At 72.3% G+C, this 19,905-nt stretch carries 20 protein-coding genes and 1 pseudogene; 8 read left to right on the top strand and 13 right to left on the bottom strand.

The window, feature by feature from the left end:
• Positions 1-2: 2 nt before the first annotated feature.
• Both AC1ROY_RS13315 and AC1ROY_RS13310 read left to right on the top strand, forming a co-directional pair.
• Entirely contained in the window at positions 3-773 is a 771-nt protein-coding gene (locus AC1ROY_RS13315) for an ABC transporter permease (protein WP_493149307.1), read from the top strand.
• Positions 770-1,846, top strand: coding sequence for an ABC transporter ATP-binding protein (locus AC1ROY_RS13310; RefSeq protein ID WP_493149306.1), 1,077 nt, complete (start codon positions 770-772; stop codon positions 1,844-1,846). The genes AC1ROY_RS13315 and AC1ROY_RS13310 overlap by 4 nt, the downstream gene beginning before the upstream one ends.
• A gap of 12 nt (positions 1,847-1,858) precedes the next feature.
• On the opposite strand, the gene AC1ROY_RS13305 is transcribed toward AC1ROY_RS13310, so the two are convergent.
• On the bottom strand, positions 1,859-2,581 hold the full coding sequence (locus AC1ROY_RS13305; protein WP_493149305.1) for a DUF2161 domain-containing phosphodiesterase: 723 nt from the start codon (positions 2,579-2,581) through the stop codon (positions 1,859-1,861).
• Between the two features lie 104 nt (positions 2,582-2,685).
• On the opposite strand from AC1ROY_RS13305, the gene AC1ROY_RS13300 reads away from it, so the two are divergent.
• A complete protein-coding gene (locus AC1ROY_RS13300) occupies positions 2,686-2,922 on the top strand; it encodes a hypothetical protein (RefSeq protein ID WP_493149304.1) in 237 nt (78 codons plus the stop codon).
• 33 nt (positions 2,923-2,955) lie between these two features.
• Here AC1ROY_RS13300 and AC1ROY_RS13295 read toward each other — a convergent pair whose 3' ends face one another.
• Both AC1ROY_RS13295 and AC1ROY_RS13290 read right to left on the bottom strand, forming a co-directional pair.
• The gene (locus AC1ROY_RS13295) at positions 2,956-4,326 is read right to left on the bottom strand and encodes an LLM class flavin-dependent oxidoreductase (protein WP_493149303.1); all 1,371 of its coding nucleotides are present in this window, start codon (positions 4,324-4,326) and stop codon (positions 2,956-2,958) included.
• Positions 4,327-4,748: 422 nt separating this feature from the next.
• On the bottom strand, positions 4,749-5,240 hold the full coding sequence (locus AC1ROY_RS13290) for a LysR substrate-binding domain-containing protein (RefSeq protein WP_493149302.1): 492 nt from the start codon (positions 5,238-5,240) through the stop codon (positions 4,749-4,751).
• Between AC1ROY_RS13290 and AC1ROY_RS13285 the strand changes: the two are divergent.
• From AC1ROY_RS13285 to AC1ROY_RS13270, 4 genes and pseudogenes are all read left to right on the top strand, one after another.
• Positions 5,227-5,454, top strand: a pseudogene (locus AC1ROY_RS13285) (SUMF1/EgtB/PvdO family nonheme iron enzyme); the annotation flags it as partial. The gene AC1ROY_RS13290 and the pseudogene AC1ROY_RS13285 overlap by 14 nt on opposite strands.
• Complete coding sequence (locus tag AC1ROY_RS13280) at positions 5,420-5,845, top strand: formylglycine-generating enzyme family protein (RefSeq protein ID WP_493149467.1); 426 nt, start codon at positions 5,420-5,422, stop codon at positions 5,843-5,845. The pseudogene AC1ROY_RS13285 and the gene AC1ROY_RS13280, both read left to right, overlap by 35 nt.
• Positions 5,845-7,455, top strand: a complete 1,611-nt coding sequence (locus tag AC1ROY_RS13275) for an arylsulfatase (RefSeq protein ID WP_493149466.1) — start codon at positions 5,845-5,847, stop codon at positions 7,453-7,455. The genes AC1ROY_RS13280 and AC1ROY_RS13275 overlap by 1 nt, the downstream gene beginning before the upstream one ends.
• 42 nt (positions 7,456-7,497) lie before the next feature.
• Complete coding sequence (locus AC1ROY_RS13270) at positions 7,498-8,502, top strand: HAD family hydrolase (protein ID WP_493149301.1); 1,005 nt, start codon at positions 7,498-7,500, stop codon at positions 8,500-8,502.
• Positions 8,503-8,533: 31 nt separating this feature from the next.
• Here AC1ROY_RS13270 and AC1ROY_RS13265 read toward each other — a convergent pair whose 3' ends face one another.
• From AC1ROY_RS13265 to AC1ROY_RS13240, 6 genes are all read right to left on the bottom strand, one after another.
• Complete coding sequence (locus AC1ROY_RS13265) at positions 8,534-9,349, bottom strand: hypothetical protein (protein ID WP_493149300.1); 816 nt, start codon at positions 9,347-9,349, stop codon at positions 8,534-8,536.
• 44 nt (positions 9,350-9,393) lie between these two features.
• Positions 9,394-10,371 (bottom strand): DUF2950 domain-containing protein, encoded by a 978-nt coding sequence (locus tag AC1ROY_RS13260; protein WP_493149299.1) that lies wholly within the window; start codon positions 10,369-10,371, stop codon positions 9,394-9,396.
• A gap of 2 nt (positions 10,372-10,373) precedes the next feature.
• On the bottom strand, positions 10,374-11,954 hold the full coding sequence (locus AC1ROY_RS13255) for a DUF3300 domain-containing protein (protein WP_493149298.1): 1,581 nt from the start codon (positions 11,952-11,954) through the stop codon (positions 10,374-10,376).
• A gap of 299 nt (positions 11,955-12,253) precedes the next feature.
• Entirely contained in the window at positions 12,254-12,451 is a 198-nt protein-coding gene (locus AC1ROY_RS13250; RefSeq protein ID WP_493149297.1) for a hypothetical protein, read from the bottom strand.
• A gap of 90 nt (positions 12,452-12,541) precedes the next feature.
• Complete coding sequence (locus AC1ROY_RS13245) at positions 12,542-12,781, bottom strand: tautomerase family protein (protein ID WP_493149296.1); 240 nt, start codon at positions 12,779-12,781, stop codon at positions 12,542-12,544.
• Between the two features lie 170 nt (positions 12,782-12,951).
• Positions 12,952-13,338 (bottom strand): winged helix-turn-helix transcriptional regulator, encoded by a 387-nt coding sequence (locus tag AC1ROY_RS13240; RefSeq protein ID WP_493149295.1) that lies wholly within the window; start codon positions 13,336-13,338, stop codon positions 12,952-12,954.
• A gap of 307 nt (positions 13,339-13,645) precedes the next feature.
• Between AC1ROY_RS13240 and AC1ROY_RS13235 the strand changes: the two genes are divergently transcribed.
• A complete protein-coding gene (locus AC1ROY_RS13235; protein ID WP_493149294.1) occupies positions 13,646-14,977 on the top strand; it encodes an FAD-dependent oxidoreductase in 1,332 nt (443 codons plus the stop codon).
• A gap of 63 nt (positions 14,978-15,040) precedes the next feature.
• Here the strand turns inward: AC1ROY_RS13235 and AC1ROY_RS13230 are convergent, their stop codons facing one another.
• The 4 genes from AC1ROY_RS13230 to AC1ROY_RS13215 all read right to left on the bottom strand — a co-directional run bounded on the left by AC1ROY_RS13230 (position 15,041) and on the right by AC1ROY_RS13215 (position 19,531).
• Complete coding sequence (locus AC1ROY_RS13230) at positions 15,041-15,928, bottom strand: helix-turn-helix domain-containing protein (RefSeq protein WP_493149293.1); 888 nt, start codon at positions 15,926-15,928, stop codon at positions 15,041-15,043.
• Positions 15,929-16,345: 417 nt separating this feature from the next.
• Positions 16,346-16,993, bottom strand: a complete 648-nt coding sequence (locus AC1ROY_RS13225; protein ID WP_493149292.1) for a phosphatase PAP2 family protein — start codon at positions 16,991-16,993, stop codon at positions 16,346-16,348.
• A 52-nt stretch (positions 16,994-17,045) separates the two neighbouring features.
• Entirely contained in the window at positions 17,046-18,110 is a 1,065-nt protein-coding gene (locus tag AC1ROY_RS13220; RefSeq protein ID WP_493149291.1) for an LLM class flavin-dependent oxidoreductase, read from the bottom strand.
• A gap of 215 nt (positions 18,111-18,325) precedes the next feature.
• Positions 18,326-19,531 carry a hypothetical protein gene (locus AC1ROY_RS13215; protein ID WP_493149290.1) on the bottom strand — a complete coding sequence of 402 codons (1,206 nt, stop codon included), beginning with the start codon at positions 19,529-19,531 and terminating at the stop codon, positions 18,326-18,328.
• Between the last annotated feature and the right edge of the window lie 374 nt (positions 19,532-19,905).

Here is a 19,905-nt window from a genome sequence, read left to right as displayed (position 1 = left end):
GGTTGCTGCTGCTTCTGGCGGCGGCGCCGGTGCTGTTCTTCCTGCTGCTGCCCTCGCTCGTGATCGTGCCGATGGCGCTGACGCGCGGGCAGCTCCTGCAATTCCCGCCGGAATGGATCTCCCTCCGCCCCTTCCGCGATTACCTGCAGGACCCGGGCTGGATGGCCTCCACCTGGCTCTCTGCTGGCATCGCGCTGCTGGCGACGGCGGTCGCGGCGCTCTGCGGCACGACGGCGGCCATCGCCCTGCACGGCCGCCGCTTCCAGGGGCGCAGCCTGGTGACCGGGCTGATCATGGCGCCGATCGTCGTGCCGCTGGTGGTGCTGGCGCTCGGCCATTACCTCGTCTTCGCGCGGCTGCACCTGCTGGGCAGCCCGCTCGCGATCGGGCTGGCGCATGGGCTGCTGGCCACGCCCTATGTGTTCATCTCCGTGCAGACGAGTCTCGCCGCGCATCTCGATCCGGCGCTGATCCGCTCCGCCCGCAGCCTCGGCGCACGCTTTCTCTCGGTGCTGCGGCACGTCTACTGGCCGGCGGTGCGGCCGGGCGTGGCCGCGGGATCGCTGCTGGGCTTCGCCGTCTCCTTCGACGAGGTGGTGATCGCGCTCTTCCTCCAGGGCCCGCAGACGGTGACGCTGCCGGTGCGCATGTTCACCGCGATCCAGTTCGAGCTCACGCCGAAGATCGCCGCGGCCGCCTCGGTCTTCATCGCGCTCGCGCTGCTCGGCCTGCTGCTCCAGGCGCTGGGCCGGCGGCGGGAGGCGCGGACATGACCGTCTCCGGGCGCAGCGTCGAGGTTCGCAGCCTCTGGAAGAGCTACGGCGCCTACCCCGCCGTGCGCGACGTGAGCTTTCACCTCCAGCCGGGAGAATTCCTGACCCTGCTCGGCCCCAGCGGCTCGGGCAAGACGACCACACTGATGATGGTTGCCGGCTTCGAAGCGCCGGACCGCGGGGAGATCCGCGTCGCCGGCCAGGACGTCGCGCCCCTGCCGCCGGAGCAGCGCAACTTCGGCGTCGTCTTCCAGGGCTATGCGCTATTCCCGCACATGACCGTGCTGGAGAACGTCGCCTTCCCGCTGCGCATGCGCGGCCTGCCCACGCGCGAGCGGCGTCGGCGCGCGGGTGAGATGCTCGAGAAGGTCGGGCTTTCTCCCTTCGCCGACCGCCTACCGCGGCAGCTCTCGGGCGGGCAGCAGCAGCGCGTCGCGCTGGCCCGCGCGCTGGTCTTCGAGCCCGATGCGCTGCTGCTCGACGAACCGCTGGGCGCGCTGGACCGCAAGCTCAGGGAAAACCTGCAGGCGGAGATCAAGGCCATCCAGCGCCGCGTCGGCATCTCCATCCTCTTCGTCACGCACGACCAGGACGAGGCGATGTCCATGTCCGACCGGATCGCCGTGATGGCCGAGGGCGAGATCGTGCAGCTCGGCTCGCCCACGGAGGTGTACCTGCACCCCCGCACCTCCTTCGTCGCGGGTTTTCTCGGCGAGACGAACCTGCTGCCGGGCATCTTCTGCGGCACGGAGGAAGGCTTCGCCGTGGTGCGCTTCGCCGACGGAACGACGGGCCGCGCACGATTGCCGGAGGGGGCGGCCTTTCCACCGCAGGGCGGGCGGGCCCTGGTCTCGCTGCGGCCGGAGCGCCTGCGCCTGTCGGGCGAGGGGCCGTTGGAGGGAATGGTCGAGTCCTGCACCTTCCTGGGGCGTCACGCGCGCTACGTGGTGCAGGCGATGGGACAGGCCGTTACGGTCAGCACCGCGGAGTGGTCGCCCGCCACGGCGCTGCCGCCGGGGGCGGCGGTGCGGCTGGGCTGGGCGGCGGAGGACGCACAGCTTCTCGGAGGCTGATGCCGGGGAAGGCTAGATGGAAGCGGCCATCGCCATCGCGTCAGCGACCGGGCTCACGGGCGGCCACTGCGAGAGAGCCGCCTCGCCGGCCGGCGTGAGCCGATAGATGCCCCGGCGCTCCCGTTCGAACCAGCCATAGACATTGCGCAGCAGGATGGCGGATGCATCCTCCGCCAACGGCCTCAGGGCCCGCACGGGCTGGGGCCCTTCCCGCAGCTGCGCCGCGCAGGCCAGGGCCCGCTGGCGATAGGCCGTCATGATGGGCCGGCGCGTGGAGCCCCCGGAGGCGGGATCGCCCTGGCGGCGGCGGTGCTCGTCGAGCAGGCGGCTGCGGCGCCGCCCGTCCGCCCTCGGCCGATACGGCCCTGGCTCGGTGAGCACCTCGACCTGCCCCGAGCCGGGCGACACCCGCAGCAGGCCGAAGCCCAGGAGCCGGCACAGCTTCCGGACGCGGCCGTCCCGGTCGCGCCCGCGGGTGCTCCCGCGCACCGCCAGCCAGACCTCGTCCGCCATCGGCAGGCGGTCGACGGCCTGCAGGACGAGCTCCAGGGTGAAGCTCAGCTTCATCTCGACGATCACGAGGAAGGGCTCCTCGGCGACTCGGATGGCCACGATGTCGCAGCCGCAGATCTCGCCCTTGGCCGCGAAGCCGAGCAGCTCCAGGTGGCGCTTCACGGCGGTATAGAGCGATGTCTCGAGGCCGCGGGCGGGACGGCGATTCGGCGTGCTGGGCATGGGTGGACGGTATTCCCCTCGAATCGCGTCGCGCCAGCGGGTCTTGCCGCCTCCGCGATTTGAGGGTTCTGGGGCAGGATCCAGGACCGAGGAGGAATCGACATATGGACGTGGATGGACCTGTCTACCTGCGCTGGCGCGCCGGGCGCCCCGCTCCGGAGGAGGAGCGCTTCGCGAACGCCGACGAGGCCCTGGATGCGATCGAGGCGCGGTGGCCCTCCCTGCAGCATCAGGTGCCGCAGCTGCTCGATGCGCGGCGCATCCTCATGCTGAGCACGGCGGAGCTGGCGGCCATTGTCGCCGAGGGCCTTGCCGCCAGGGCCGCCGAGGGCGGGAGCTAGCGGCCCGCGCCAGAACGCAGGCGCCCCCCGGTCCTACTCCGCCGCAGCCTCCCGCCCCACGGCATAGCGGCTGACCGGCGGCGCGAGCCCCAGATGGTCGCGCAGCGTCGTGCCCTCGTACTCCCGACGCAGCAGCCCCCGCTCCTGCAGGATCGGCACCACGAGGTCCACGAAGTCGTTCAGCCCCTCCGGCAGGTGCGAGGGCTGGATGAGGAACCCGTCGGAGCCGTGGTTCAGGAACCACTCCTCCATCTCGTCCGCGATCTGCTCCGCGCTGCCCACCAAGGTCCGCTGCCCGCGCGCGCCGGCGAAGCGCTGATAGAGCTGGCGGATCGTCAGCCCCTCCTCCTTCGCCCAGCGCAGCACGTTGCGCAGCGCCGTGGTGCTGCCGTTGGTGGTCATCCCGAAGGCCTCGGGCGGCAGCGGGCCGTCGATGTCGTGCGGCTTGAGATCGAAGCCGCCCAGCGCATTGGAGAGCAGCTCCAGCCCGACATCGCGGTGGATCAGCGCCTGCAGGGCGGCGTGCTTCTCCTTCGCCTCCGCCTCGGTGCGCCCGGCGATCGCGTTCAGCCCGGGCAGGACGAGAAGCTGGTCCGGCGTCCGGCCGTACTTCGCCATCCGCCCCTTGAGGTCGTTGTAGAAGGCCTGGGCGCCGGCCAGCGTGTACTGGCCCGTGAAGACGCCCTCGGCCACGCGGGCCGCGACCTCCTTGCCCACCTCCGACGACCCCGCCTGGAAGATGACCGGCTGGCCCTGCGGCGAGCGCGCCACGTTCAGCGGCCCGCGGACGGAGAAGTGCTCGCCCTTGTGGTGCAGGTAGTGGAGCCTGGCCGGGTCGAAATAGACCGCGCTCTCGCGGTCGCGCAGGAAGGCATCATCGTCCCAGCTGTCCCACAACCCCTGGACGACCTCGGTGAACTCCACCGCGCGGTCGTAGCGCTCGCCATGCTCGAAATGCGCCTCGCGGCCGAAGTTCCAGGCCTCGGTGAGGTTCGCCGAAGTCACGACGTTCCAGCCGATGCGCCCCTTGCTGATCTGGTCCAGCGAGGCGAAGCGCCGGGCGATATTATAAGGTTCGTTGTAGCTGGTGGTGGCGGTGCAGACGAGGCCGATCCGGCTCGTGGCCACGGCCAACGCCGCCAGCAGTGTCGTCGGCTCGAAATAGGCCATGTACTGCGGCCAGCGCTTCAGCGCGTCGAGGTTGCCGTCGCGGGTGGCGACGGCGTCGGCGAGGAAGATCATGTCGAACCGGCCGCGCTCGGCCGTGCGCGTGATCTCGATGTAGTGGTCGATGTTGCTGCCCGCATCGGCTTGCGCGCCGGGATGCAGCCAGGACGCCACGTGATTGCCGGTCGGATGGAAGAACGCGCCGAGATGCATCTGGCCGCGACGTGACGGTGCCATGCTGGGCTCCTGCTCGGGGTGAGGCTGCTCGCAGAAGGCTGGCGCACATCCGACCGCGCCACAACAGGCCGCTTGCCGCCGGGATCGCATGACCGGATATCCGGCCTGGCGGCATCGGTTCCCAGGAATCCCTCCGGTGAACACCGCAAGGACCTGAGATCGGCAGCCCATTGCCTCCGGAAGAACCGCCCATCCGGGCCTCGATCCGACCGTGCCCGTTCCGGTGTTTCGCCGGATCGGCCGCCGGCCATCGCCCGCTGGCCTCGGATATCTGACCGATACCGCCGGGCCTCGCCTTGGCCGAGCGTGCGCAGGGTTGCATCGAGGGCAGGCCGACATCGGCCGCTTCGCCGGAGGCCGAAGGAGTCGGCACGCGGCTGGGGATCCGATCGGATGCCGGCCGATGATCCGAGAAGGAGATATCATGCCGAACGGACGCGCCGCGGCCGCCGCTTCGAGATCGGGCCGCTGACGTGCAGGCGCACGCGGCCCTGCAACGCGCATCGCCTGGCCCGGGAACGCCCTGCAGGCGAAGCGGCCCAGCCGATGCTTCCGTCGATGCCGGCCTCAGCCAGGAAGTCGCGCGCCGCCGCCGCCGCCTCGCGGTCGGCCGAGCGGAGGAGATCGAGGAAGGCCGTCTCCGCCTCGCTCGCGCGACGATGGCGCGGCCGGATGATTCCCCAGTGGATCGCCAGCCAGGGCGCCCGCCAGGGAAGCGCGGCGAGCGATCCGTGACGGATGGCCTCGGCCGCGAGCGCAACGGGCACGGCCCCGATCCCATCGGAATGACGCACGGCGGTGAGCCCCACCGTCGGGCTCTCATGGATCAGGGCTGGAAAGGCGGGGTGGAGCTGCCCGGTCGCGGCGGCCTCCGCCCGGGCCTCGGCCAGCTGCGCCTGGATGCGGCCCGGCACCGGCCTCACCGGCCGGGAGGACCATCCGGTCGTGCACGTCGCCTACGAGGATGCGGAGGCCTATGCGCGCTGGGTGGGCAAGGAGCTGCCCACCGAGGCGGAGTGGGAGTTCGCCGCGCGCGGCGGGCTGGACGGCGCCGAATTCGCCTGGGGCGACGAGATGGCTCCGGAGGGCGTGCATCTCGCCAACACCTGGCAGGGGCCCTTCCCCCGGCGGAACTTCGAGGCCGACGGCTTCGCCCGCACCTTGCCCGTCACCGCCTTCCCCCCCCAACGCCTACGGCCTCCACGACATGGCCGGCAACGTCTGGCAGTGGACGAGCGACTGGTTCGCCGCCCGCCACGAGGCCGGCCCCGCGAAGCCCTGCTGCGCACCAAGGAACCCGCGCGGCCCGGCCATGGAGGCCAGCTACGATCCCCGCCAGGCCGCCATCCGCATTCCGCGCAAGGTGGTCAAGGGCGGGTCCTTCCTGTGCGCGCCGTCCTATTGCCGGCGATACCGCCCGGCCGCTCGCCACGCCCAGATGGTGGACACCGGCATGAGCCATATCGGCTTCCGCTGCATCCGCCGAGACGTCCCAAGTCCAACAGGAGGAACACCGTAATGGCCGACAACCCATCCCGCCGAGGCATGCTGCTGGGAGGCGCCGCCGGTCTCGCCGCGGCGGCCGAGGGCCTTCAGCTCGCCCAGGCCCAGGCACCTCCCGCGGCGGCCCCCGCTCCGGCGCCGCCCACCGCCGCCGGCGGGCGCAGGCCGAACATCATCGTCATCTGGGGTGACGACGTCGGCTTCTGGAACATCAGCGCCAACAGCCGCGGCATGATGGGCTTCCGCACGCCCAACATCGACCGCGTGTTCAACGAGGGCATGACCTTCACCGACCACTACGCGGAGCAGTCCTGCACGGCAGGGCGCTCAGCCTTCATCACCGGCCAGGCGACGGTGCGCACCGGCCTCTCCAAGGTCGGCCTGCCCGGCGCCGCGGCCGGCATGAAGCCCGAGGACCCGACCATCGCGCGCATCCTCAAGGGCATGGGCTACGCGACGGGGCAGTTCGGCAAGAACCACCTCGGCGATCGCGACGAGCACCTGCCGACGGCGCACGGTTTCGACGAGTTCTTCGGCAACCTCTACCACCTGAACGCCGAGGAGGAGCCGGAGAACGAGGACTATCCGCGCAACCCGGACTTCCGCCGGCGCTTCGGCCCGCGCGGCGTGATCCGCAGCTATGCGGACGGGCGCATCGAGAACACCGGGCCGCTGACGCGCGAGCGCATGCAGACGGTGGACGACGAGTTCCTCGCCGCGGCGATGGACTTCATGGATCGCAAGCACGCGGCGAACGAGCCGATGTTCGTGTGGTGCAACGCGACGCGCATGCATTTCCGCACGCATGTGCCGCCGGGCTTCCGCGGCCGGTCCGGGCTCAACCAGTATGCCGACGGCATGCTCCAGCACGACGAATGGGTCGGGAAGATCCTCAGGAAGATCGACGACCTCGGCATCGCCAACGACACGATCGTCGTCTACGGCACCGACAACGGGCCGCACTTCAACAGCTGGCCTGATGCCGGCATCACGCCCTTCCGCAGCGAGAAGAACAGCAACTGGGAAGGCGCTTTCCGCGTGCCCTTCGCGGTCCGCTGGCCGGGCCGCATCGCGCCCGGCAGCGTCACCACCGAGATCTTCTCCAACCTCGACTGGTTCCCCACCCTGGTCGCCGCCGCCGGCGACCCTGATATCAAGGACAAGCTGAGGGCGGGCTTCACCACGCAGGGACACACCTACAAGGTGCATCTGGACGGCTACAACCAGCTGCCGCTGCTGACGGGCCAGACACAGGAAGGCCCGCGCAAGGAATTCTACTACTTCAACGACGACGGCCAGATGGTCGCGATGCGCTACGAGCGTTGGAAGGTCGTCTTCCTCGAGCAGCGGGGCGTGGGCTTCGGCGTGTGGCGCGAGCCCTTCGTGCAGTTGCGCGTGCCCAAGCTGTTCGATCTGCGCATGGACCCATTCGAGCGCGCCGACGACTCCAGCAACACCTACAACGACTGGTTCATGGACCGGGTCTATCTGCTGGTCCCCGCGCAGGCCATGGCGCGGCAGTTCTACGAGACCTTCCGCGAGTTCCCGCCCCGGCAGCGTCCCGATAGCTTCAACCTGGACGGCATCCTGCGCCAGATGGAGGAAGCGGCGTCCGGCGGCGGGTGACGGTCCGGCCCTGCACCGGGGCCCTGAAAAGGAGTGCAGACGATGACGGATCGAAGCGGCGCCCCGTCGCGGCGCCAGTCCCTGGCCCTGGCCGGCGCGCTCCTGGCCGCGCCGCGCCTGGCGGGCGCGCAATCCGCCGACCCGTTGCCGTCCTGGCGCGACGGGCCGCGCCGGCGGGCGCTGCTCGACTTCGTCGCCGCCGTGACCACGCCGGGCGCTCCGGACTTCGTGCCGCCGGCCGCGCGCATCGCGGTCTTCGACAATGACGGGACGCTCTGGGTCGAGCAGCCGATGTACACCCAGCTCATCTTCGTGCTGGAGCGCATCCGCGCCCTCGCGCCCGGCCATCCCGACTGGCAGCAGGATCCGGTGTTCCGCGCCGCGATCGCCGGCGACGTCGCGGGCATGACCGCGGGCGGAAGCGCGGGGCTGCTGCGGCTCGTCGGCGCGGCCCAGGCGGGCAACAGCCCCGAGGAGTTCCAGCGCATCGTCGCGGACTGGCTCGCCGCGGCGCGCGACGCGCGATGGGGCCGGCCTTACACCAGCCTGCTCTACGAACCGATGCTCGAGCTGCTGGCCCACCTGCGGGCGAACGGCTTCACGACCTTCATCGTCTCCGGCGGCGGCGTCGAGTTCGTCCGCGCCTTCTCCCGGAGCGCCTACGGCGTCCCGCCGCACCAGGTGGTCGGGTCCAGCTTCGCGCTCACGCCCGGCGAGCGCGACGGCCGCATCGTGCTGACGCGCGAGCCGCAGGTCGACTTCGTCGACGACGGCCCCGGCAAGCCGGTCGGCATCGCGCGCCAGATCGGGGAGCGCCCCATCGCCGCCTTCGGCAATTCCGACGGCGACTACCAGATGCTGCGCTACACGACGGAGGGGCCGGGCCGGCGCCTCGGCATGATCGTGCGTCACGACGATTCCGCGCGGGAATACGCCTACGACCGGGAGAGCCATGTCGGGCGCCTCGCCCGCGCGCTGGACGAGGCGCCAGCCCGCGGCTGGCAGGTGGTCTCCATGCGGGACGACTGGGCGCGGGTCTTCGCGTGAGGCGGGATCCGCGGATGGCCGACCGGCACCATCAGCGCGCCGCCGGCGCTGGCGGGATGGTCACGCCGCCCTGGAAGCCCTGCAGGGTCCAGTCGTAGATCGCGGCGCTGGTGCGGAAGCTTCCGACCCGGGCCGCGGAGAGGTCGAGGATGTCCGTGATCAGCATGGTCCACATGGCCGTGAGCAGCGCGGCGAGCATCCGCAGCGGCACGCCCCGCAACCCGAACTGGTAGCCGAGCCCCGCCATCGCGATCAGCACCAGCCCGATCAGCAGCCAGAACAGCTGCGGCGGCAAGGTGAAGGCGAAGGCGAAGCGCTCGGCGGTGCTCATGTCGAAGGTCTCGTTGAGCGAGGCCATGAACGAGGCGACGATGGGGTCCGGCCGCTCGCGCGCGATCGCCGCGGCATGGCCCCAGATCGTGTTCTGCAGCACGGTGGTGCGCTGCTGGAGCCCGGCGGTGACGGCCGGGTCGAGGCCGGCGCGCACGAAGTCGCCCCGCACCTGCGTGTAGTCCTCGAGAAGCCGCGCGATCTCCGTCGCGCGGGGATGGCCAATCGCCTCCGCCCGCAGCCAGGCCGTGCCGATGGCATTCGCCTCCGCCAGGGTGCCGGCCCGTCGTTCGCTGAAGCGCGTGTTGGCGAAGGAGAGGGTGAGCGCCAGCACGAAGGCCAGCAGGCCCAGCATGGCGCCGACGACGACGCCGACCTGCTGGGCATGGCTCTCGGCCCGGCCGCTGTCGCGGCGGCCGAACCAGTAGCCGAGCTCCTTCGCCGAGATCTGGGCGGCGAAGAGCGCGAGCCAGAAGGCGGGCCAGCTCCAGGCCGCAAATTCGGCGATCGTCATCATCACGGCCTGGTTCCCCCTTGTCGGCCCCGCGCCGGCTCAGGGCGTCACTCCGCCACCCGCCGCCAGCCTGCGCCCGGATCGAAAGCCGCGATGGCGGCGGCCTCGCGCGGCGTGCCGGGGCCGAGATCCCGCTCCCAGACCACGTCGTCATGGCTGATCATGAAGGTCTGGACTCCGCTGGACCCGTATTGCGCAGGCACGGCCAGGACGGCGAAGCCGCCGATCATCCTGCCGTTCACCACATAGTCCATCGCACCGCCCGGCGCCGAGGGCCCCTGTGCTTCCAGAATGCGGAAGACGTAGCCGTGATAGGGCTGCGGCCCCTGCCCCTGGCCGCGGCTGTAGCCTCCCGCGCTCGCCGCCGCCGCGATCGGGCCGAGGGGACTCTGGGCCTCGCCCTCCGCCGTCGGCCAGTAGAGGCCGTCGCGCTGCCCGGGCGTGGAGAAGAACCGCCGCGCATAGGCGCCGGCCGCACCCTGCCGGCCGGCGATGCGGGCGTATTCGTCCTGCGCGTCGGCGATGGCGCGCAGCGTGTCGATGGTGTCGAGCTCGTTGTGCCCGATCCGCCGGTTCACGATCTCCTGCGTGCCCGCCGCCGCGTCGAAGCGCCAGACGCCGCCCCGCTGCCGCATCGGGATGGGCAGCGGCCAGCCGTCCGCGCCGATCTGCAGCACGGCGCGGTCCGGCGCGGGACGGAGGATCTCGGCCTTCTCCGTATAGGCCGCGATGAAGCGCTCGCGCGCCGCCCGGTCGGCAACGCCGTCTCCGGAGCGGATCAGGCGTTGGCCAGCGCTGCCGAGGACGCGCAGCAACACGCGCTCATGGGCCCCGGCCACGGCTGCGGCCAGGGCCGCGAAGCCCTCCTCCGGCGTCCGGAAGGCCTGGGGCTGGACGGGAGCCGGGCGTGGGGCGGCCTCCGCGGGCGGCTGCTCCTGCGCTCCGGCGCGCGGGGCGAAGGCCGGTGACAGGGCGAGCGCGAGGGCCAGCCCGCAGGCCAGCCGATGGGGAATCCTGCGTTCCATCCTCAATGCCTCCTGCCGCCGCCGTGGCCGCCCCCGCCTCCACGCGCGCCGGCAAAGCCGCCGCCACCGCCGCCGCCGCGCGCGGCCATGCCCCCGCCGCCGGGATGCCGCTGCGGCGCCTGGGCGCGCGCCGCGCCCATGCCTTCGCGGCTGGCCTGGCCGCGCGCCGAGGCGGCGCGCTCCCTCTGGCCCTGCCCCTGGCCCGCGCCCTGCAGCCCCCTCGGCCCCTCGCCGCCCCCTCGGGCGGGCTGCACCTGCGGACGGCCGTTGCCCGCGTGCCCGAGGCCCGGCTGCCCTGCACCGCCAGGCCGGCGGTCCCCGCCACCCGGCCTGTCACCACCACCGGGCCGCCGGTCCCCGGCCCCCGGCCTGTCGCCGCCCCCGGGCCGCCGGTCCCCGCCACCCGGGCCGCCGCCGGGACCGCGGTCGGCAAAGCCCGGCCGATCCCCGCCAGGGGCGCGATTCCCCAGGCCCTGGCGATCGCCGCCGGCGCCCGGGCGGTTGTTGCCCAGCCCGCCGCCGCGCTCGGCCTGCTCCACGCGCCCGCGGAACTGCTCGCGGCTCTGCGCCCGGTCCGCGCCGCCGCGGAAGCGGTTGTTGACCTCCTGGTTTCGATAGGCCGTCCCGTGCCGGTGGCTGACGTCGTGCTGCCAGCTGTTGCCGCTGATCTGGTTCCGGTTGACGTTGATGTTGTTGTAGCGGTTCACATCGAGATTGACGCTGCCCGCGCCCCAGCCCGGCCGCGCCCAGCCCCAGAGCGAGCCCACCACCGCCACGCCGGTCGCGAAGGCCATGCCCGTCAGGAGCGCGCTGCCGACGGGATAGCTGGGCGGCGGCGGGTAGTAGACCGGCGGATTGGCTGGATAGGGCCACGACCCGTAGACCACCGAGGGGTTGTAGACCGGCACCGCGACCTGCTCGGGCTGCGTCGGCTCGATCGTGATCACCTGCGGCGGAGGCGGAACGCTGCGGCGCGCCCCAGGGGCCGGAGCCGGCGCCGGGGCCGTGTTCTGGACCACCGTCACCGTCTGCTGCGGCCCGCTCTGCAGCTGGCCGGCCGCCTGGGCGCGCCCGCGCAGCGCCTGCACCGCGTTCATCACGTCGTCCTGCTGCGCCAGCACGGCGTCGCCGAGCTGCTGTGTCCAGTCGAGCTGGTCGCTCATCATCCCCAGCACGTCCGCGAAGGGCACCAGCGACTTCACCGAGGGATCCCAGGGCTGCGCCACCAGCGCCTGGGCCAGCGCATCGCCCCGCAGCGCTCCGTTCTGGCCCTGGCCGAGCCAGCGCCTGGCCTGCACCACCTCCAGCGGATAGGTCGACGCCATCAGCATCTGCATCAGCAGGGAATCCGGGTAGAGCGCGATGGGCGCCAGCAGTTGCTCGAGCTGCGGCTGCGTCAGCGTGTCCGAGCCGGGCGCGGCGGCGACGGGCGCCGGCGCGGCCGCGGGCTGCTGCGCGAAGGCGGGGGCATAGGGCCGCATCTCCAGGCCGACCCAGGCGAGGCCGCCCATGAGGCAGAGCACCGCCGCCCGCCGCGCGCTCGGCAGGGCCCGGCTGGGCTTTGGGGTTCCGGGTGGGCGCATTCCGTCCTCTCTTCCTCGCGGACATGGGCGCGCCGGCCGCGGTCGGTCACGGGTCGGCACGCAGCGGAACGATCCGGGGGCGCGGGCTGTCCGGCATTCGCGCTTCCGACCTGCGGGTCATGTGCCACGACTCTCCCCCGGAAGGACTGGCCGGGTCTGTCGGGTTTTCGCCTGAGGCCGGCGCCGCAAACCCTGCACGGAAGCCGGTAGGGAGACCGAGGCCGCGCGGCGGATCCTACGGCGCCCGTCGATCCTGTCCGCCGTCGGGCGGGGCAGTCGGCAAGCGGGACGAGGCGACCTCAGGCCAGGCCGAAGCCCGGCTCGATCGGGTTTCCCCGGTCGGCCGTCATCCGCGGGGCCTCGCGATGGGGCACCTGCAGCTCCGAGCGCGCGCCGCCCGACGGGTAGCGCGGCACCGGATTGCCGGTGACCTGGCCGCAGCCGCTGCCGATGAGGAGGAGGGCCGCGCCAAGGGCGAGGCGGAAATTGCAGTTCATGTCGTGTTTCCGTGGAAGGAGGAATGTCGAAGCCGCGATGCGCCGCCCGGCGCCTCGCCGCGATGCTGTTTCGGGTTCGGAAGAGGCCGGCTACGCGACGGGCTCGCGGCGCGGACCCGGCTGCGCCATCGCGCGAACGTCCGCCGCGTCCAGGCACCGGCCGCCGATCCCCCACTCGCCGCCCCGCACCTCCTGGATCGTCACCCAGGTGATGGGCCGCATCGCCTCGCCTTCCACCTCGACCATCGCGTCCGTGAGCTTCTCCACGATCCGCCGCTTCTGCTCGGTCGTGAAAACATTCTCGATCACGCTCACCTGGATCAGGGCCATGCCGTTCCTTTCATCCTATCCGCCGTCATCCGCTCGCAGCCGCGGCACAGGTCCCCTGATGGGCTGCCCTGTGCCGCGCCGCTTCCGGAAGCGATGCGACGATGATCCGGCGGAGCTACGTGGTGGTTTCCGTCCCTGGCCGTTCGGCTACGGCTGCAATCGCCGTGGGACTACGCCTGTTCCGGCGTGTCGTCCGGCCGCTGGGCCGCCCAGGCCAGGAGGGCGTCGAGGGCCGGGCACAGCGTCCGGCCCCAGCCCGTCATCCCGTACTCGACCTTGGGCGGCACCTGGGGATGCACGATCCGCCGCACGATCCCATCGCGCTCCAGCTGCCGGAGCTGCTGGCTCAGCATCTTCTGCGAGACCGTCGGGATCGCGCGCTCCAGCTCGGAGAAGCGCCGCAGACGGCCGTCGAAGAGGTGGAACAGGATGAGCAGCTTCCAGCGCCCCTCCAGATACGACAGGGCCTGCTCGATGCTGATGGCCGCGGAGACGGGCGTGTGGCCCCGGTCCGGGCGATCGGGGACATAGACGATCTTCCGGCGCGTTCTTGCCATTTCGACAGCACTCTCCGGCCTGCGCGGGCGGCGCCCGCGCGCATGGGGCAGCCGATCGGGCATGGAGCATCCCGCGCGGCTTCCGCCCGTCCTTATCAACCCGGCGCGGAAACTTCAGCGCCCCCTTAGGCATGGCGCCATTCGCGGAGCGACAGGAACCGACGCCCCGATCCAGCCGAACGGCCCCGCGTCCCCCATCCGGACCCCGGCGCGCTTCCTACGGCCGTAGCGCGGCGCGGCGCGGCCGAAACCCTCGCGTAGCGCGGCGGCGGGAGGCTGCCCCCATCAACGGAAACGCGAGGTCGAAATGAGCAAACTTGGTGGAACAGCCGTCGTCATCGGCGCGGGGATCGCCGGCCTGTCGGCGGCCCAGGCGCTGGCCGATTCCTTCGACGCGGTGGTCGTGCTGGAGCGCGACGATCCCCCCTCCACGGACCGGCCCCGCCCCGGCGCGCCGCAGGGCAGCCAGGCGCATCTGCTGCTGGCCGGCGGCTTCCAGGCCCTGTCCGACCTCATGCCCGGCTTCGGCCAGGATCTGCAGGCCGCGGGCGCCGTCCCCTACACGGTCGGCCTGGACATCCGCTCGGAGATCCCGGGCCTGGGCGCCTTGCCGAAGCGGGATATCGCCCTGTCCAGCTTCGCCACGACGCGCCCCCGGCTGGAAGAGCTGCTGTTCCGGCGGGTCGCCGCGCTCGGCAATGTCGACGTCCGGCCCGGATCCCGGGTGGTCGGCATCCGGACCACGCCTGACGGCTCCCCCCATGGGTGGCGGGTCACGGGCGTGCGGTACGAAGGGGCGGATGGCGGGCTCCGGGAGCTCGGCGCGGACCTCGTGGTGGACGCCTCCGGCCGTGCGGTCCTGACGACGGCCTGTCTCGAGGCCGCCGGGCGCGAGCCGCCGCGGCAGACCGTGATCGGCGTGGACATGGGCTATTCGACGGGCGTGTTCTTCATCCCCGATTCCGCCGGCCTGGATTTCGTCGCCGTGGCGACGCTGCCCCAGGCGCCGGACGACAGCCGCGCCGGCTACATGGTGCGGATCGGCGAGGGGATGTGGCACGTGTCGCTCGCCGGCCGCGGCGACGAGCGTCCGCCGGGCGACGTCGAGGCGTTCCTCGCCTTCGCGAGCACCCTGTCGACGCAGACGATCGCGAACGCCCTCGAATATGCCGGCCTTCCCGACGAGATCGCGCGCTTCGGGCTCCGCGCCAGCGTCCGGCGGCATTTCGACGGGACGTCGCTTCCCCACGGCCTGCTGGCGATCGGGGACTCCCTCTGCCGGTTCAATCCGATCTACGGCCAGGGCATGAGCGTCGCCGCGCAGGAGGCCCGGCTGCTGCGCGACATCCTGGCGAGGCGGGCCGGGACGCTCGCCCCCCTGGCGGGGCTGGCCCGGGAATTCCTCGCCGGCGCCGACGCGCTGATCGCCGCCGCTTGGGAGTTCTCGGCGATCCCGGACTACGCCTATCCGCAGACCGAGGGCGAGCGGCCGGCGGATCTGGAGGAGAAGCTGCGGCTCCAGGGCGAGATGTTCGGCCGCGCGATGGACGACCCCGAGGCGCATCGCTCGCTCATGGAGCGGATGCACCTGCTGGCGCCGCCGGTTCCGGCCGAGGCCCGGCGGGTGAAGGCGGCCTGAGTCCGCCGGCTTCCCAGGCCCGCGCTTCAGGCCCTTTCGCAGCGGGCGCCGCCGGCGTGACGATCACCCGGCTGCGCCGGCCTGGTAGCAGGCCGCCAGCCCCGACGGCGAGATGCCGTGGACGCGCCGCACCCAGCGGGACAGGTGGCTCTGGTCGGCGAAGCCGGTGCAGGCCGCGATGTCCGCCAGGCTCAGCCGCCCTTCCCGGAGCAGCTCGATCGCCCGCTGCAGCCGCAGCTGCACCACGTAGCGATGCGGGGTGACGCCGACCGACCGCGCGAAGACGCGGGAGAAGTGGAAGGGGCTCAGCCCGGCCAGCCGCGCAAGCGCGGCCACCTCGATGGGCCCGTCCAGATGGGAGACGACGTGGTCCCGCAGCCTCGCGAGCACATCCTTGCCCAGCCCGCCGCGGGCCTCCTCCACGGGCCGCGACATGTGGCGCGAGAGGAGGCCGTCGAGGAAGCTGCTCGCGAGCTCCTGCCAGCCCAGCGACCCGTTCGGATAGCCGGCGGCGCTTTCCAGCTCCAGGCGCCGCGCCGCGCCGAAGAGCGCCTCGTCGAAGCCTTCGAGACGCTCGACGAGCTGCTTCTCGAAGGCGGCATCGGCGGCCGCCGTCACGGCGAGGTCGCCGGGCCGGATGGTGACGAGGAGGGCTTCCATGCTCCCCTCCGCGCGGGCGCCGGCGTCGGCGCCCGCCGGAGCGATCGCCAACGAGCCCGCCGGAGCCTCGTGCCGCAGGATCCGGCCGGAGAGGCGGCATTCCAGCCGCACGCTCGACGACATCTGGAACCAGACGAGATGCTCGCGGACCATCGTGTCGACTTGCGCGCCGTCCCGGAAGCTGAGGCGGACGACGGAGACGCCGCTTTCACCCGGCGCCCGCCCGGCCACGGATCGGGCCGGCGGGGCGCCATCCTTCTGCGCCAGGAGGTATCGGTCGGTCGCTGTCATGCAGGGTCCATGCCATCGGTCTGTGTGCAGCATATGTCCGCCGGCGGCAGCGGCGGGTTACGGCCCGCGGGATATGGCCGACCGGCCTGGGCCCGCAAGAACGCACGGGAAGGGAAGCAACCCACCTCCAGGTAACCTCGTGGCCATCCGCGAGGCCGCCCGGAGGTGCCCTTGCGCCGCGCCTCAGGCGCCCTGGCGCGGCGACGGCCCCGGGGTCTCCTGGCCCGCATCCGGTCGAACGCCCGCTCGGGAGGCCGGCCCCGGAATCCGCCCGCGATCAGGACTTTTGCCGTTGCCGGGCTATCCGTGCCGGCCTCGGCGGATGGGCCGGCGTCGACGAGGCCATGGCCAGCGGGCGAGGCCTGGCTGCGACGGTTGCGCCATCGCTGCAGCCCTCGGGAAATCGCGTTGCAATTGTCATATTGGCGCCTGTCCGCCCCGCGGCCTTCCGCGCCGTGTGGAAAGCCGCACCGCCCAGAGGCCGAGCGCCGCGCCCAGCCCCCAGCCCATGACGACGTCGCTCGCCCAATGGGCGCCGATGGACAGCCGCCCCAGCCCGATCAGCAGGGCCAGGGCCGCGGCCGGGATCCACAGGCGCGGGAGGAGGGGGGCCAGGGCCACCGCCATGCCCGCCGCCATCGCCGACTGGGCGGAGGGAAAGGACGCGAAGGCGTCCAGGAAGGCGAAGGGCTCGACATGCAGAGGGCCCTGCCCGCCGGAGCAGCAGGGTCGCCCGCGGCCGACGGCGTGCTTGAGCGGCAGCGCGGCCAGGACCGGGCCGCTGATCGACAGCAGGAGGACCGTTGCGCCGGCGGCCGCGCCGCTCCGCAGCCGGCGCCGCACCGCCAGGGCGAGGAGCCGCGCCGCGCAGCCGGCCGCGACCAGCGGCGGCAGCGCCTCCACGGCCGAAAGCCACGGCCGGGGGAGCCACGGCAGCACGCCGTTCTCCACGCGCAGGCCGGCCAGCCAGGCCTCGAGCGGACGGTCGAGGAAGCCGACGGAAACCAGGCCGAGGCCCAGGAAGCCTAGCAGCACGAGGCCCGGCCTGGCGCAGGCCTTCCTCATGACGGACACCTCGTTGGAGCCTGGGCCGGCACCCGCCTGCGACGACGGCGCTTCAGGCGCCAACGGCTCCCGCCTCGGCGAGGACGGCCTCCTCGAAGGCCGGCATGACCTCCGACCGGAGGGCGGCGATCGTGTCGAGCGAGGCGGCGAGCGGCAGATCTCCGAAGGCAAGGTGGCACATCAGGTAGGTTACGCCCGCCTCGCGCGCCTGCCGCCGCAGCGCGTCGCGCACCGTCGCCGCCGATCCGACCAGGCAATGGCCCTCCTCCACCGCCTCCGCGAAGGAGGCTGGCAGCATCGGACGCACGGCGACGCCGCGGCTGCGCGGGAGGTGGTGCAGCGTCTCGAACCAGCGCGCATAGGCCGGGGCGGCGACGGCGCGCGCCTCCGGATCCGTGTCGGCGATCACGACGTGGCGGACCATGCCGAGCAGCGGCATCTCCGCCCGGGCGTCCGGCCCCCCGGCCCAGCGGGCGCGATAGGCGTCGGTCACCTCCCGGATCGCCGGGGCCGGCCCGATGCTGGCGATGTGGATGCCGGCCCCGGCCGCCCAGCTCGCGGTCTGCGGCTTCGTGGTGCCGTACCAGAGCGGCGGGTGCGGCCGCTGCGCCGGCGAGAGCGTGATCGGGACTCCCTCCAGCCGGAAGTGGCGGCCCTCATGGCTGAGCGAGTCCGTCGCCATCGCCTTGAGGATGATCTCGAAGGTCTCCTGGTAGAGGTCCTGCGCCTGATCCGGCGCCACGCCGAAGAAGCCGGGCTCGATGAATCCGGCGCCGCGGCCGATGCCGAGATCGACCCGGCCGCCGCTGATCTGGTCGAGCATGCAGATCTCCTCGAAGGCGCGCAGCGGGTGGTACAGGTTCAGCAGCATCACCATGGGACCGAGGCGCAGCCGGCTCGTGCGCTGCGCGACCGCCGCCAGGAAGAGATTCGGCGACGGCGCGTGGCCGTGGGGCGTGCCGTGGTGCTCGGAGACGTGGTAGGCGCGGAAGCCCGCCCGGTCGCAGGCGGCGGCGAGTGCGAGCCGGTCGGCATAGTGCCGCTCCAGGCCGAGGCCGGAATCGTCCATGTGATCGAAGACACCGAACTTCAGCGCCAGATGCTGCCCACTGCTCATGACCCACTCCACCGTCGCGTTGCGGCACGGGGCGTTTGAGGCCCGGCGCTGTCGGACCGGGATATGCCGGGCGCGGATTTCAGCTTGATGTCGCGCCGCGCTGCGGATCGGCCGTTCGGGCTACAGCCGTAGCGGGCCGAGGACCGCGCGATGGGCCGGCACCCGGGCGCGGCCCCTGCGCGCCCAGCTGGAGGCGGGGGATGATCGCCGCGGCGTCACCACTGGCTTCCGCCGGGCGCCGGGTCCTCCGGTGCTTCTGCCGCGGGGTCGCCGGAATCATCCTGGAGGGTCTGGACGGCCCGCTGCCGATGCCGGGCGTCGTCCATGGAGCCGGATGGCGCCGCCCCGGTCGGAGGCTGGAGCCGGCTCGGCCGGTCCAGCCCCGGCTTCATTGGGCGGGGACCGGCCGGGCGGGGCGGGGCGGGGCGGCGTCCCCCATCCAGCGGCGGGGTCTGCGACGCGCCCGGCTGCGCCGGGGGCTCGGGCGCGGCGGGCGCAGCCTCCGGCCCGGCGTCGCCGAGCCGGAGATTCAGCTCCCTGCTGGCCTCCATCTCCCCGAGCAGATTCTGGAGGAAGCCCATGTCCTGGTGGGCCCTGAACCAATGGTCGAAGGCCCCGTGAAACTCCTCCACGGCGTCGTTCCCGGCGATCAGCCCGCTGTCGGCCATGTCCATCAGGGTGGACAGGTCCGCCATCATCCGGCTGGCGGCCTCGCGGATCTGCTGCGTGATCCGCTCGTTCTCCTCGATGAGCCTCCTGTCGGCGGTCTCGTGGATCCGCTGCGCATTCCGCCTGGTCTCCACGACGAGCTCGATCGCGTCCCGCGCGGAGTGCCTGAGATCCTCCGCCGCGACGGCCACCATGGCGGATGCATATCTCCGTCTCAGCGACTCCTCGAGGAACGGCACCTCGATCCCGCGCGAGAACGTCCTCGCCTCCGCGCCGATCTCGTCGCAGGCGGCCCTGACGGAAGCGCCCGATGTGACGCGCTGCCTCGTCGAGGCCGCCCTGTCGATGACCTCGGACAGGCTTCCCCGGAGGCGTTCCAGCCCCGCGACCTGGGCATTCGCCGACGCGAAGAGATTCGTCAGCGAAGCGATCTGCCTTCCCGGCGCGCGGTCCGCCTGCGTTCCCTCCATGCGAAGGTCCCGCCATCGCACATCGCCCCTCGCCGCATTCAGCTCGTCGAGCGCCTGGCCGAGGCCGGTCCCCGCGGCACGCGTGAGGGCGTCCCTGTGGTCGATCCAATACGAGCGCTGCAGGCTGCGGAACGTGTCCCCGTCCACCTCCATCTGCAGCGGGTTCCATCGCTCGGCGTCCTGGCCTTCCTCCTCGTTCGGCGCCTCTCCGTCACCGGTGTTCCTGATCCTGGCGAGGCGTCTCAGGAAAGGGAGCAGCGATCGGGTCTTTTCCGGGTCCATTGTTGTCCTCCAGGAGCGGTTGCCAGGGGTCGGGCGAGCCGGCGCCGCAGCACGGCCCGGCTCACGCCGCCCCTAGCTTGGCCAGGCCCGGGCTACGGAACCGTGTCGCCCGGCGGCGCCGTGCTACGGCGGTAGCTGCCGCTCCTCGCTGGCCGAATCGGCCTGACTGGAGGAAACGGTCCGGCGAATTGGCGTTCCGGCGCGAGAGTGAAGCAACGGTGCCCTTGCAGACCTATCGGTCCGGACAAAATGTCTCACGATGGGATCACGGCCCTGTCGAAGAATCCAACGATGCCGACCTGTACTTGCCCCAACCGCATCTGCAGCCGATCCGATGCGCCGGGTCCACTTGTCGACAGCAAGAATGTTCACGA

The organism is Roseococcus sp. GW821-FHT12F05 (assembly GCF_058806835.1).
Note: the sequence above shows the minus strand (reverse complement) of the source record. Positions and strands in the feature narration are given on the sequence as shown.

What these genes read in the sequence shown, in the direction of transcription:
- AC1ROY_RS13305 (WP_493149305.1), bottom strand. Translation starts at nt 2,581, where the DNA reads ATGCCCAGCACGCCGAATCGCCGTCCCGCCCGCGGCCTCGAGACATCG.
- AC1ROY_RS13255 (WP_493149298.1), bottom strand. Translation starts at nt 11,954, where the DNA reads ATGCGCCCACCCGGAACCCCAAAGCCCAGCCGGGCCCTGCCGAGCGCG.
- AC1ROY_RS13230 (WP_493149293.1), bottom strand. Translation starts at nt 15,928, where the DNA reads ATGACAGCGACCGACCGATACCTCCTGGCGCAGAAGGATGGCGCCCCG.
- AC1ROY_RS13310 (WP_493149306.1), top strand. Translation starts at nt 770, where the DNA reads ATGACCGTCTCCGGGCGCAGCGTCGAGGTTCGCAGCCTCTGGAAGAGC.
- AC1ROY_RS13295 (WP_493149303.1), bottom strand. Translation starts at nt 4,326, where the DNA reads ATGGCACCGTCACGTCGCGGCCAGATGCATCTCGGCGCGTTCTTCCAT.
- AC1ROY_RS13260 (WP_493149299.1), bottom strand. Translation starts at nt 10,371, where the DNA reads ATGGAACGCAGGATTCCCCATCGGCTGGCCTGCGGGCTGGCCCTCGCG.
- AC1ROY_RS13300 (WP_493149304.1), top strand. Translation starts at nt 2,686, where the DNA reads ATGGACGTGGATGGACCTGTCTACCTGCGCTGGCGCGCCGGGCGCCCC.
- AC1ROY_RS13250 (WP_493149297.1), bottom strand. Translation starts at nt 12,451, where the DNA reads ATGAACTGCAATTTCCGCCTCGCCCTTGGCGCGGCCCTCCTCCTCATC.
- AC1ROY_RS13270 (WP_493149301.1), top strand. Translation starts at nt 7,498, where the DNA reads ATGACGGATCGAAGCGGCGCCCCGTCGCGGCGCCAGTCCCTGGCCCTG.
- AC1ROY_RS13215 (WP_493149290.1), bottom strand. Translation starts at nt 19,531, where the DNA reads ATGGACCCGGAAAAGACCCGATCGCTGCTCCCTTTCCTGAGACGCCTC.
- AC1ROY_RS13240 (WP_493149295.1), bottom strand. Translation starts at nt 13,338, where the DNA reads ATGGCAAGAACGCGCCGGAAGATCGTCTATGTCCCCGATCGCCCGGAC.
- AC1ROY_RS13235 (WP_493149294.1), top strand. Translation starts at nt 13,646, where the DNA reads ATGAGCAAACTTGGTGGAACAGCCGTCGTCATCGGCGCGGGGATCGCC.
- AC1ROY_RS13245 (WP_493149296.1), bottom strand. Translation starts at nt 12,781, where the DNA reads ATGGCCCTGATCCAGGTGAGCGTGATCGAGAATGTTTTCACGACCGAG.
- AC1ROY_RS13225 (WP_493149292.1), bottom strand. Translation starts at nt 16,993, where the DNA reads ATGAGGAAGGCCTGCGCCAGGCCGGGCCTCGTGCTGCTAGGCTTCCTG.
- AC1ROY_RS13275 (WP_493149466.1), top strand. Translation starts at nt 5,845, where the DNA reads ATGGCCGACAACCCATCCCGCCGAGGCATGCTGCTGGGAGGCGCCGCC.
- AC1ROY_RS13220 (WP_493149291.1), bottom strand. Translation starts at nt 18,110, where the DNA reads ATGAGCAGTGGGCAGCATCTGGCGCTGAAGTTCGGTGTCTTCGATCAC.
- AC1ROY_RS13265 (WP_493149300.1), bottom strand. Translation starts at nt 9,349, where the DNA reads ATGATGACGATCGCCGAATTTGCGGCCTGGAGCTGGCCCGCCTTCTGG.